The 12704-nt window shown below is 68.3% G+C and carries 9 protein-coding genes and 1 tRNA gene; 7 read left to right on the top strand and 3 right to left on the bottom strand.

The window, feature by feature from the left end; translation table 11 throughout:
- Positions 1–71 precede the first annotated feature (71 nt).
- Both cydD and cydC read left to right on the top strand, forming a co-directional pair.
- Positions 72–1736, top strand: coding sequence for a thiol reductant ABC exporter subunit CydD (gene cydD, locus ACP5M5_RS08400; protein WP_427936670.1), 1665 nt, complete (start codon positions 72–74; stop codon positions 1734–1736).
- Positions 1733–3397, top strand: a complete 1665-nt coding sequence (gene cydC, locus ACP5M5_RS08395; RefSeq protein WP_427936669.1) for a thiol reductant ABC exporter subunit CydC — start codon at positions 1733–1735, stop codon at positions 3395–3397. Before cydD ends, cydC begins: the two co-directional genes overlap by 4 nt.
- A 76-nt stretch (positions 3398–3473) precedes the next feature.
- Here cydC and ACP5M5_RS08390 read toward each other — a convergent pair whose 3' ends face one another.
- On the bottom strand, positions 3474–4913 hold the full coding sequence (locus ACP5M5_RS08390) for a dihydrolipoyl dehydrogenase family protein (protein WP_427936668.1): 1440 nt from the start codon (positions 4911–4913) through the stop codon (positions 3474–3476).
- A gap of 1 nt (position 4914) precedes the next feature.
- Positions 4915–7800 (bottom strand): excinuclease ABC subunit UvrA, encoded by a 2886-nt coding sequence (gene uvrA, locus ACP5M5_RS08385; RefSeq protein WP_427936667.1) that lies wholly within the window; start codon positions 7798–7800, stop codon positions 4915–4917.
- A gap of 178 nt (positions 7801–7978) precedes the next feature.
- Here uvrA and ssb point away from each other — a divergent pair, with 178 nt between their 5' ends.
- The 5 genes from ssb to ACP5M5_RS08360 all read left to right on the top strand — a co-directional run bounded on the left by ssb (position 7979) and on the right by ACP5M5_RS08360 (position 12491).
- On the top strand, positions 7979–8458 hold the full coding sequence (ssb, locus tag ACP5M5_RS08380) for a single-stranded DNA-binding protein (protein ID WP_427936666.1): 480 nt from the start codon (positions 7979–7981) through the stop codon (positions 8456–8458).
- 7 nt (positions 8459–8465) lie between these two features.
- On the top strand, positions 8466–11273 hold the full coding sequence (gene gyrA, locus ACP5M5_RS08375; RefSeq protein WP_427936665.1) for a DNA gyrase subunit A: 2808 nt from the start codon (positions 8466–8468) through the stop codon (positions 11271–11273).
- Positions 11266–11790, top strand: coding sequence for a pantetheine-phosphate adenylyltransferase (coaD, locus tag ACP5M5_RS08370; RefSeq protein ID WP_427936664.1), 525 nt, complete (start codon positions 11266–11268; stop codon positions 11788–11790). The genes gyrA and coaD overlap by 8 nt, the downstream gene beginning before the upstream one ends.
- A 79-nt stretch (positions 11791–11869) precedes the next feature.
- Positions 11870–12382 (top strand): peptidylprolyl isomerase, encoded by a 513-nt coding sequence (locus ACP5M5_RS08365; RefSeq protein WP_427936702.1) that lies wholly within the window; start codon positions 11870–11872, stop codon positions 12380–12382.
- 33 nt (positions 12383–12415) lie between these two features.
- Positions 12416–12491 (top strand) — tRNA-Lys (locus tag ACP5M5_RS08360).
- A gap of 13 nt (positions 12492–12504) precedes the next feature.
- On the opposite strand, the gene ACP5M5_RS08355 is transcribed toward ACP5M5_RS08360, so the two are convergent.
- Positions 12505–12704 (bottom strand): hypothetical protein (locus ACP5M5_RS08355; RefSeq protein ID WP_427936663.1); only part of this gene is annotated, 200 nt, incomplete at its 5' end.

Raw genomic sequence — 12704 nt, 5'->3', positions numbered from 1 at the left:
TTCAAAATCTGTCCATAGAATGCCATGCCACCTTGTTTCTTTCGGCGTGCTCTCGCATTGTCCGTCGCCACATGAGCACGCAAACCTCGCAAGACGCTGCCTGGCTGAAGGCCGAGAGCCGGGCGGCGCGGCCCTTGGTCGTGCCTTTGATCGGTCTCGGTCTGGCGGGGGTTGCGTGCGGCATCGGCCAGGCGGCGGCGATCGCCGCCCTCCTTGCTCATGCCCTGATCGGCCGGCCGGCCGCGATCGCCCTGCCGCTTACGGGATTTGCTTTGCTCGCCCTGCTCCGCGCTGGCCTTGCCTATGTCGCCGAGGTCGCGGCCAGCCGGGCCGGTATCGCCGGGCGGCGCCGGCTGCGCGCTGCGGTGATGGCGCGTGTGCTCGAGGCCGGCCCGGCGCTGCTCCGCCGCCAGCATTCGGGCGAAATCGCGACCGCGGCGATCGACCGCATCGAGGGGCTGGACGGATTCTATGGCCGCTGGCTGCCAGCTGCCGGGCTTGCCGTGCTTGGCCCGGCGCTGGTCTTGGTGGCGGCGGCTGTGGTCGATCCTTGGGCGGCATTGGCGCTGCTCTTGGCCGGGCTTTTGGTGCCGGCCGGCATGGCGTTCGCCGGGATCGGCGCGGCGCGCGCGGCGCGGCGGCAGTTTCTCGCGATGGCGCGGCTGCAGGCGCGCTTTCTCGACCGGGTGCGCGGCATTGCAACCCTCGTGCTCTATGGCCGCGCCGAGGACGAGGCCGTCCGGCTCCAAGCCGCCGCCGATGAATTGCGCCGGCGAACGCTGCGCGTACTCAGGGTCGCGTTTCTTTCCTCGACCGTGCTCGATCTCGCGATGGTTGCGGCCCTGGTCGGGTTTGCGCTGCATCTTTGGCAGGCGCCGGTGTTCCCGGCGCTGTTTCTGCTGCTCCTGGTGCCGGAATTCTTTGCCCCGCTGCGCGCCTTCGCCGCGGCCTATCAGGACCGGATGCAGGCGCATGCCAGCGCCGGCGTCCTCGCCGCCCTGCCTCAGGCGCCGCCATCAGCGCCGGCGGCGGCGATCCGCCATGTCAGCGCGAGCGGTGTCAGTGTCGCGTTCTCGGGGGTGTCTTTCACCTGGGATCCGGCGCGTGGCCCGGCGCTCAGCGATGTCAGCTTCCGGATCAGCGCGGGTGAGAGCCTGGTGCTGGTCGGGCCGTCGGGGGCGGGAAAATCGACCATCCTCGAAATCCTGCTCGGCTTCATCCGCCCCGACCAAGGGCGGGTTTTGCTGAACGGCGCCGATATCACCACCATCGTGCCTTCGGCGCTCGCCGAACTCACCGCTTGGATCGGCCAAAAACCGATGATTTTTGCTGGAACCCTGGCCGAGAATATCCGCTTCGCCCGCCCCTCGGCGAGCGATGAGGCGGTGCGCGAGGCGGCCCGCCTCGCCCGGGTCACGGATTTCGCCACCCATCTGCCGCACGGGCTCGAGACCGAGATCGGCGAGGGCGGTTTCGGCCTTTCGGGCGGCGAGGCGCAACGCGTCGCGATCGCCCGCGCCTATCTCAAGAACGCGCCGCTGCTGCTGCTCGACGAGCCGACCGCGCATCTCGACCCCGCGACCGAGGCAGAGGTGATCGCGAGCTTGCGGCGGCTGGCGCTCGGGCGGACGGTTGTTCTGGCGAGCCACGCGACGGCAGCGCGTGAATTCGGCGGCCAGCGTCTCGATCTCCGCGATGGGCGGGTGGTCGCCTTCGCGGCGCGGGGGGCGGCATGAGAGCGGCGATCCGACCGGTTTTGCGTATCATGGCGCTGTGGCGGCGGCGCTGGCCGATGCTTGCGCTCGGCGGGCTCATTGCGCTCGTCTCCGCCGCCGCCGGGGTCGCGCTGATGGCTGGCGCCGGCGGCCGGCTCGCCGGTGGCCTGATCGGCGCCGCCGGGATCGGCGTCGGCTTGGCGGGCGGGCTGCGCGCGCTGGGCGCGAGCCGCGTCATTCTGCGCTATGGCGAGCGTCTGGTGAGCCATGACGCGATGTTCCGCGCGTTGGGCGATCTTCGCGTCTGGTTCTTTCGCGGCCTTGCCCGCCGTGCCGCCGGCGGCCTCGGCTTTCGCCGCGCCGGTGATGTGCTGGCGCGCCTGGTCAACGATATTGAGGCGCTGGATGGGCTCTATCTTCGCTTCCTGATCCCGCTGGCGACGATTTTGGTGCTGCTGCCGGCGCTGATCATCGTTGCCGGACGCGAGAGCTGGCCGCTCGCGGCGGTGCTTGCGGTGTTGTTTTTGCTCGCGGCTGTCTTTCTGCCGTGGCGTGCGGCGCGCGGCACCTTGGCTGCTGGCCAGCGTCTTGGCCTGGCGACGGCAGGGTTGCGGATTGCCGTGCTCGATGCGGTGAGCGGCATTCGCGAGGTGCGCGCCGCTGGCGCCGAGGGCAGGATGCTCGCGCAAATAGAGGCGCGGAGTGGCGCGTTGTTCGCGGCCCAGCATGACGAGGCGCGCGGCCTCGCCCGCGCCGGGGCGGCGGCGATGCTGGTTGGGCAGGCGGCGGTGTTCGCGGTGTTGCTGGTGGTCGCGGCCATGCCGGCCGGGGCGGCGGCTGGGGTCGCGGGCGCGACCCTGGTGTTCCTCACCCTCGCCGCCTTCGAGGCGATTGCCGTTCTGCCTCGCGCCGGCGCTTTTGCGGGCAAGGTCGCGGCGGCGGCGGCGCGGGTGGTGGAGGCGGCCGAGGAGAAAGTGGCGATGGCAGAGCCGCCGCTGCGGCTCGTGCCGCGCGACCATACGCTGCGCTTTGAGGCGGTTTCGTTCCGCTGGCAGGCCGACCGTCGGCCAGTGTTCGATGGGCTCAGCCTCGACCTCCCGGCAGGCGCCCATGCCGCGCTGCTCGGTCCTTCTGGCGCCGGGAAATCGACCCTCGCCGCCCTCGCCCTCAAGGTTGTGCGACCCGATAGCGGGCGGATTCTGCTCGGCGATGCCGATTATGCCGGCGTGCCGGCCGCCGAGATCCGCCGCCGGATTGCTTGGCTCGGCCAGACGACGCATCTCTTCGACGATACCATTCGCGCTAATCTGCTGCTCGCCCGCCCTGACGCCGACGAGGCGGCGCTGTGGGCGGCGCTGGCGGCGGCGCGTATCGCCGATGCCGTCGCGGCTCTGCCGGAGCGGCTCGATACCTGGGTCGGCGAGGGCGGGGCGCGATTTTCCGGCGGCCAGGGGCGGCGCCTCGCGCTCGCCCGGGCGCTGCTCTCACCGGCGCCGATCCTGATCCTCGACGAGCCTTGCGCCGGGCTCGATGCCGCGACCGAACGGGATTTCCTTGCGACCCTCAACGAGGCGGCGGCGGGGCGGAGCGTGCTCCTCATCACTCACCGGCTGACCGGCGTCGAGCGGCTCGACCGCATCTGGCGCCTTACCGCCGGCAAAGCGATCGCTGCCGCCGGCTGAACTCAGAGGCAAAGTTTTTTGGTTCTTTTTTTCAAAAAAGAACATTTTTCTCGTTTTTTTATTTATTTCTCACCCCTCACCCCTCACCCCCACGTCGCCACGCGTGCAGCCGCGCGAGCCAGGCCAGCGCGCGGGGAGAGGCGTGGTTTTGCCGCCAGATTCCGGCGGCGGCGCGCAGCGCCTCGCTCCGCGTCGGGTAGGGCTGGATGGTCGCGAGGATTTTTCGGAGACCGAGGCGGTGGCGCAGCGCGAGCGTCGCCGGCGCCAGCATCTCGCCGGCGCCGTGGCCGACGATGGTCACGCCGAGCAGCCGGTCGCGCCCGGGCGGGGTTAGGATTTTCACGAACCCCTCGCTTTCGCCCTCGATCAGGGCGCGATCGAGTTCGGCGAGATCGTAGCGTGTCACCTCGTAGTTTATGCCTTTCTCCCGCGCCGCACGCTCATTGAGGCCGACGCGGGCGACCTCGGGGGTGGTGAAGGTGACGGCGGGCACCGCGGCATCTTGCGGGCGGAGCCGCCAGAGCCAGCCGAAAAGGCCGTTCAGCGCGGCGATGCCGCCCTGATGGCCGGCCATGTGGGTGAATTGCCACGGGCCGACGACATCGCCGCAGGCGAGGATGTGCGGATAATTGGTTTGCAGCCAGGGATTGGTCTCGACCGTGCCGCGTGCCGTGAGGCGAACGCCGATCTCTTCGAGACCGTAGTCGGCGACGCGCGGCTTGCGCCCAATCGCGATCAGCAGGCGGTCGAAGACGATCTCGCGCGGCCCGCCCTCGCCCCCGCCCTCGCTCTCGACCCGTAATGCGAAGCCGTCGCCCGCGCGCGTCACGGCCAGCGCACGGTGGCCGGTGAGCCGCGTGATCCCCTGGCGCGCCATGGCTTTGGCAAGCAGGGCCGAGACCTCGTCATCCTCGCGGCTCAGAAGGCTTGGCGCCTGTTCGACGAGGGTGACCGCGGCGCCGAGGCGGGCGAAGGCCTGCGCCAGCTCGCAGCCGATCGGGCCGCCGCCGAGGATGACGAGGCGGCGCGGCAGATCGGCGAGATCCCAAAGTGTTTCGGAGGTGACGAAGGGCGCTTCGGCGAGGCCGGGAAGCGGTGGGATCACCGGTGCGGCGCCGGCGGCGATGACGATCGCGCGGGTGGTCAGGATTTCCCCCCCGATCGCGACCCGCCAGGGGTCGAGCAGCCGTGCCTCACCCACTCGGACATCGACGCCGAGGCTCTCGTAGCGCGCGATCGAATCGTGCGGTGCGATGGCGGTGATGGCGGCCTCGATCCGGGCCTTGGCCGCGGCGAAATCGAGCCCGGCGGCGGCGGCGTGGATCAGTGCTTTCGAGGGGACGCAGCCGGAATTGAGGCAATCCCCGCCCATCCGTCCGCGTTCGATCAGGGTGACACGGGCGCGCAGCGCGGCGCCGAGATAGGCGGCGACGAGGCCGCCGGCGCCGGCGCCGATGACGATGAGATTGCGGTCGAACCGGCGCGGCCGCCGCGGCGCGTGCGGGTTCGCCGCCATCTCAGGCGCGTTTGCGTAGAGGCCTCGCCCGCGCCGGCGGCGCGACCGGTGGCGCGGTCACGGGGGCGAGAAGCGGGGCCAGAAACCGGCCGGTATGGCTCGCGGCATTGGCCGCAATCGCTTCCGGCGTGCCCTCGGCGACGATCCGCCCGCCGCCCTCGCCGCCTTCGGGGCCGAGATCGAGGAGCCAGTCGGCGGTTTTGATCACTTCGAGATTATGCTCGATCACCACCACGGTATTGCCCTGATCGACCAGGGTATGGAGCACGCCGAGGAGCTTACGCACATCCTCGAAATGAAGGCCGGTGGTCGGCTCGTCGAGAATATAAAGCGTGCGGCCGGTGGCGCGGCGGGCGAGTTCCTTGGCGAGCTTGATGCGCTGCGCCTCGCCGCCGGAAAGCGTCGTCGCGGGCTGGCCGAGCTTGATATAGCCGAGCCCGACCTCGCGCAGGATGGCGAGCCGGTCGCGGATGCGGGTTTGCGCCGAGAAGAACGGGAACGCCTCGTCCACCGTCATCTCCAGCACCTCGGCGATCGAGCGGTCGCGGAATTTCACCTCCAGCGTCTCGCGGTTGTAGCGCTTGCCCTTGCAGACATCGCAGGTGACGAAGACATCGGGGAGGAAATGCATCTCGATCTTGATCACGCCGTCGCCCTGGCAGGCCTCGCAGCGGCCGCCCTTGACGTTGAAGCTGAAACGGCCGGGCTTGTAGCCGCGGGCCCGCGCCTCGGGGAGTTCGGCGAACCAGTCGCGGATCGGCGCGAAGAGATCGGTATAGGTCGCGGGGTTGGAGCGCGGCGTGCGCCCGATCGGCGATTGGTCGATATCGATGATCTTGTCGAGATACTCGAGCCCCTCGATGCGCTCATGCGGTGCCGGGACCTCGGCCGCGCCCATCAGCCGCCGCGCTGCTGCCTTGTAGAGCGTGTCGATGATCAGCGTCGATTTGCCGCCGCCGGAGACGCCGGTGATGCAGGTGAAGACGCCGAGCGGGATGGCGGCGTCGATCGCTTTCAGGTTATTGCCGCGGGCGCCGATGATTTTGAGCTGTCTGCCGCGCGCGATCGGCCGCCGCTTCGCCGGCACCGCGATGCGGGCGCGGCCGGAGAGATAGGCGCCGGTGAGGCTTTCGGGGTGGGCCGCGACCTCGGCCGGCGTGCCTTCCGCAACCACCCGCCCGCCCTCGGTTCCCGCGCCGGGGCCCATGTCGATGAGATGGTCGGCGCTGCGGATCGCATCCTCGTCATGCTCGACGACGAGGACGGTGTTGCCGAGCTTTTGCAGCCGCCGCAGGGTCGCCAGCAGCCGGGCATTGTCGCGCTGATGGAGGCCGATCGAGGGCTCGTCGAGGACGTAGAGCACGCCGGTGAGCCCGGCGCCGATCTGGCTGGCGAGCCGGATGCGCTGGCTCTCGCCGCCCGAGAGGCTCGCCGAGCCGCGCGCGAGCGTCAGATAATCGAGCCCGACATCGACGAGAAAGCGCAGCCGCTCGCCGATTTCGCGCAAAATCCGCTCGGCGATGGCGCGTTTTTGCGGCGAAAGCTGGTTGGCGACGCCGGCGAACCAGTCATGGGCGGCGCGGATCGAAAGGTCGGAGGCCTCGGCGATGGTCTTGCCGGCGACTTTTACCGCCAGCGCCTCGGGCTTGAGGCGCGCGCCATGGCACGCCGCGCAGGGTTTTTCCGCTCGATAGCGCGATAACTCCTCACGCACCCAGACGCTGTCGGTCTCGCGCAGGCGCCGTTCGAGATTGCGGATCACGCCCTCGAACGGCTTGGTCACGGTGTAGGCGCGCACGCCGTCCTTATAGTCGATCGCGATCGGCGTCGTGCCGCTGCCGAACAGGATCACCTCGCGGAGCGCGGCTGGCAGATCGCACCAGGGCGTGCGCGGGCTCGCCTTGAAATGGCGGGCGAGGCTTTGGAGGGTCTGGGCGTAATAGGGGGTGTCGGCGCGGGCCCAGGGGGCAACGGCGCCATCCGCGAGAGAGACGCGCTCGTCAGGGACGACGAGGGCGGGGTCGAAGAAGCCTTCCACCCCGAGCCCGTCACAGGCCGGACAGGCGCCATGCGGGCTGTTGAAGCTGAACAGACGGGGCTCGATCTCCTCGATCGTGAAGCCGCTCACCGGGCAGGCGAAGCGGCTGGAAAACACCGTCCGCTCGCCGCTCGCCGCGTTCTCGGCATAGACGATGCCGTCCGAGAGGCCGAGCGCGGTCTCGAAACTATCGGCCAAGCGGGTCGCGATGTCGGGGCGGACGACGATGCGGTCCACAACCGCCTCGAGCGTGTGTTTGAGCTTGCGGTTCAGCGCCGGCACGGCATCGATCTCGTAAATCTTGCCATCGACCTTGACGCGGGTGAAGCCGCGGCGCTGCAATTCGGCGAGTTCCTTGCGGTATTCGCCCTTGCGGTCGCGGATCACCGGGGCGAGCAGGAGGAGCCGCGTGCCCTCGGCCAGCGCGAGCACCCGATCGACCATCTGGCTCACCGTCTGCGCCTCGATCGGGAGGCCGGTTGCCGGCGAATAGGGCGTGCCGGCGCGGGCCCAGAGGAGGCGCATATAGTCGTGGATTTCGGTGACCGTGCCCACCGTCGAGCGCGGGTTGTGGCTGGTGGTTTTCTGCTCGATCGAGATCGCCGGCGACAGCCCCTCGATGCTGTCGACATCGGGTTTGCCGGCGAGTTCGAGGAATTGCCGCGCATAGGATGAGAGACTCTCGACATAGCGGCGCTGGCCCTCGGCGTAGATGGTATCGAAGGCGAGCGAGGATTTCCCCGACCCCGAAAGCCCGGTGATCACGGTTAGGCTGTCGCGCGGGATGGCGACGTCGATATCGCGGAGATTATGCTCGCGCGCGCCACGCACGATGATGGAGCCAGGCATGCGGCAGGGTCCGGGAGGGTGTGTTGTGGGCGGAGGCCGAATGTCGGATATGGCAGCCCCCACCACCCTTGAAAAGGGGCGCGCTTGGAAAGGCGCGCCGGGCGGGGTAGAGTGCGCGCCCGACATTGACCGCGAGCTTGTCCGCGACGAGCTTGCCCCCAAGGAGTGAACCGTCGCCATGGCTGGCAGTGTGAACAAGGTGATTTTGATCGGCAATCTCGGCCGCGATCCGGAAGTGCGGAACACTCAGGACGGCACGAAGATCGTCAATTTCACGCTCGCGACCAGCGAGACATGGAACGATCGCGCCTCCGGCGAGCGCAAGGAGCGCACCGAGTGGCACCGGGTGGTGATTTTCAACGAACGCCTCGCCGATGTCGCCGAGCGCTATCTGCGCAAAGGGAGCAAGGTCTATGTCGAGGGCGCGTTGCAGACCCGCAAATGGACCGACCAAAGCGGCCAGGAAAAATACACCACCGAAGTGGTGCTGACCCGTTTCCGCGGCGAACTCACCATGCTCGATGGCCGCGCCGCCGAGGGCGGCGAGGGTCGCGGCACGCCAGCGCCGGCGCGGGCTGAAAAGGCGAGCACGGGCGGCCGCCCGGCGACCGCCTGGGAGCCGCCGGCCGGCGACCTCGACGACGAGATCCCGTTCTGATCCCGACATGAGCGAAACACCGCCAAGCCCGCCCGAGCCGCCCGAGGGCGGTCCGAGTTTCGGCGTGCAGCCGGTCACCATCGAGGAGGAGATGCGCCGCTCCTACCTCGATTACGCGATGTCGGTGATCGTCAGCCGCGCGCTCCCCGATGTTCGCGATGGGTTGAAGCCGGTGCATCGGCGCATTCTTTACGCCATGCAGGAAGCCGGCTGGACGCCGGATAAGCCCTATCGCAAATCGTCGCGCGTCGTCGGCGATGTCATGGGCAAATACCATCCGCATGGCGACGCCGCGATCTATGACGCCATGGTGCGCATGGCGCAGGGTTTTTCGATGCGGGTGCCGCTGATCGATGGCCAAGGCAATTTCGGCTCGATCGACGGCGATCCGCCGGCGGCGATGCGGTATACCGAGGCGCGGCTGGCCCGCGTCGCGATGGCGCTGCTCGACGACATCGATAAGGATACCGTCGATTTTCAGCCCAATTACGACGAGAGCGAGCGCGAGCCGCGGGTTCTGCCGGCGTCCTTCCCCAATCTCCTGGTCAATGGCGCGAGCGGCATCGCAGTCGGCATGGCGACCAATATCCCGCCGCATAATCCCGGCGAGATCATCGATGCGACGCTGGCGCTGATCAATGATCCCGATCTCTCGCTCGCCGCGTTGACGGCGATCGTGCCGGGGCCGGATTTTCCGACCGGCGGCCTGATCCTCGGCCGCGCCGGCATCCAGAGCGCGTTTGCGACCGGGCGCGGCAGCCTGGTCTTGCGCGCGCGCACCGAAATCGAGCAGATCCGCCGCGACCGCGAGGCGATCGTGGTGCGCGAGATCCCCTATCAGGTCAACAAAACGACGCTGCTCGAACGCATCGCCGAGATGGTGCGCGGCAAGCAGATCGAGGGCATCTCCGATCTCCGCGACGAGAGCGACCGCGACGGCATGCGCATCGTCATCGAGTTGAAGCGCGAGGCGACGGCGGAGGTGGTGCTGAACCAGCTCTTTCGCCACACCCAGCTTCAGACCAGCTTCGGCGTCAACATGCTTGCCCTCGATGGCGGCCGGCCGCGCCAGATGGGGCTCAAAGACGCTCTGGTCGCCTTCATCGCCTTCCGCGAGGAGGTCATTCTCCGCCGCGCCCGCTTCGAACTCGCCGCCGCGCGTGACCGCGCCCATCACCTCGCCGGGCTCGCGATCGCCGTCCAGAATATCGACCTCGTGATCCGCCTGATCCGCCAGAGCCCGGATGTGGCGGCGGCACGGGCGGCGCTGATGGGGATCGACTGGCCGGCCGAGGACATCGCGCCGCTGCTTGCGCTGATCGATGACGCCGGCAACGCTGTCATCGGCGGCCTGGTGCGGCTCACCGAGACGCAAGCGCGCGGTATCCTCGAACTCCGCCTGCAGCGCTTGACCGGGCTTGAGCGCGACAAGATCCACGCCGATCTCGTCGAAACCGCGAAACGCATCGGCGAATTGCTCGCGATCATCGCCTCCCATCCGCGGCGGATGGAGGTGATGGCCGAGGAATTGCGCGCGATCCGCGCCCGTATCGCCTCGCCGCGCCTTACCCAGATCGCCGACGGCATTGCCGACCAGGATGACGAGAGCCTGATCGAGCCGCGCCAGATGGTGGTCACCATCACTCGCGACGGGTTCATCAAATCGACCCCGCTCGAGACCTTCCGCGCCCAGAATCGCGGCGGCCGCGGCCGCACCGCGGCGTCGACGCGGGGCGATGACGTCATCACCCGCAGCTTCAACGCCCATACCCATCAATGGGTGCTGTTTTTCTCCTCCGGCGGCAAGGCGTTCCGCGAGAAGGTCTGGCGCCTGCCCGAAGGCGGGCCGACCGGCAAGGGCCGCGCTTTGGTCAATTTTCTCCCCGAACTCGGCGCCGATCAGGTGACGGCGGTGCTGCCGCTGCCGCAGGACGAGAGCCTCTGGGACGGTCTGCATCTGGTGTTCGCGACCGCGTCGGGCTCGGTGCGGCGCAACCGGCTCTCGGATTTTCGTAATATGCGCGCCGCCGGCCTGATCGCCATGAAGCTGGACGAGGGTGACCGGCTGATCGGGGTTGCTACCTGCCGCGAGGGCGATGACGTGTTCCTCGCGACCCGGCGCGGCCGCTGCTTGCGCTTCACCATCACCGAGGAGAGCTTGCGCGTCTTTGCCGGGCGCGACAGCGCTGGGGTGCGCGGCATCCGGCTCGGCCGCGAGGACGAGGTGATCAGCCTCTCGGTGTTGCGCCATGTCGAGGCGAGCATCGAGGAACGCGCCGCCTATCTCCGGCTGGCGGGTGCCCGCCGGCGCGGCAATGGCGGCGAGCATGGCGCCGCGGAACTCGATCCCGGCGAGAACGAGGCCGCCGCGGAGGACGGAACCGGGGACGAACCCGCGGCCGAGGGGCCGGTCGCCGAGGTGGCGCTGGCGCCGGAACGCTTCGCCGCGCTGGAAGCGGCGGAGGAATTGCTGTTGACGGTGACCGAGGCGGGGTTCGGCAAGCGCTCCTCGGCCTATGAATATCGCGTCGCCGGGCGCGGCGGGCAGGGGATCGCCAATATCACGCTTGGGGCGCGTAACGGCCATGCGGTTGCCGCGAGTTTTCCGGTGCGTCCCGGCGATGACGTCATGCTGGTCACCGATGGCGGCCGGCTGATCCGTCTGCCCGCCGATCAGGTGCGCATCACTGGCCGCGCCGCGATGGGGGTGATGCTGGTGCGGCTCGGCGAGGGAGAGCGGGTGATGAGCGTGTTTCCGGTGCTCGAGGAAGACGGCGAGGAGGCGGAGACGAAGCCGCGGATCGGCGATGAGTGAGGCGGCGAATAGGTCTCGGATCGGCGTCTATCCCGGCACCTTCGACCCGATCACCAATGGCCATCTCGATATTATCGCGCGCGCCGCGCGGATCCTGCCGCGTCTCGTCATCGGCGTTGCGATCAATGCCGGCAAGGGGCCGTTGTTTCCGCTCGAGGAGCGGGTCGCATTGGTGCGCGCCGAAACCGAGCGCGTGGCGCAGACGAGCGGCACCGAGATCGCGGTGGCCGCGTTCGACACGCTGCTCGTCGAGTTTGCCCGCTCGGTTGGCGCAACCGTGATCCTGCGCGGGCTGCGCGCGGTGTCGGATTTCGATTATGAGTTCCAGATGGCGGGGATGAATTACCGGCTCGCGCCCGATATCGAGACGGTGTTCCTGATGGCGAGCGAGCGGCATCAATTCATCTCGTCGCGTTTCGTCAAGGAGATCGCGCTGCTCGGGGGCGACATCGCGAGTTTTGTGCCTACGCTGACGAGAGAGCGCGTGCTGGCGCGGCTCGGCGGCGGGGCGGCGTGACCATCAAGAAGGAAAACCGAGGATGATTCATCGTCGGACATGGCTTTTCGCAACCATAACCCTGATTTTTGGAGGCATGATGCAAGAGAGCGAGGCGGCCATCCCGCCGGCGACACCGGAGAACGAGGTCTATCTCGATCTCAAGGACGGGCGGGTGGTGATCCTGCTGCGCCCTGACCTTGCCCCCAAGCATGTCGAGCGGGTGAAGACCCTCTGCAAGCAGGGGTTTTATGACGGCACCCCGTTCCACCGGGTGATCGAGGGGTTCATGGCCCAGGGCGGCGATCCCACCGGCACCGGCACCGGCGGGTCGAAACTGCCGAATATTCCCGCCGAATTTACCAACAAGGCGCATTTCTTGCGCGGCACCGTGGGCGCCGCGCGCGCCGCCGATCCCGACAGCGCCAATAGCCAGTTCTTCATCATGTTCGCCCCGGCGCCCGGCCTCGATGGCCAGTACACGATCTGGGGCCAAGTAATCAAAGGGATGGAGTTCGTCGATCACATCAAGCGCGGCGATGGCCCCAATGGCATCGTCAAGGATCCCGACCGCATCGTGCGGATGCGCCTTGCGACCGACGTCAAGGATTGACGTGCGGCGCCCTTTATCGTTGAAGGGGCGCGCGAGCCCGTAGCTCAGCCGGTAGAGCACGAGACTTTTAATCTTGGGGCCGTGGGTTCGAATCCCACCGGGCTCACCACAAAATCAAAGAGTTACGCTAGGTTCACTGGAATATATCGAAAAATTGTCCGCAAGGTGTCCGCAAAATCGAAGGCGCCGGCGTCCATAAAACGCCCGGCAAAGAGATCGCCCGGACCATGGGCTGATCCGGGCGTTCCTTGGGGCGGTTTTTTGCTTGGCGGTGCGGCTCCATCGGTCGCCTCGCTGCTCGGCTTGGCGGCGGGTCTTACCC

Source organism: Acidibrevibacterium sp. (assembly GCF_049965395.1).
GTDB lineage: Bacteria > Pseudomonadota > Alphaproteobacteria > Acetobacterales > Acetobacteraceae > Acidibrevibacterium > Acidibrevibacterium fodinaquatile.
Note: the sequence above shows the minus strand (reverse complement) of the source record. Positions and strands in the feature narration are given on the sequence as shown.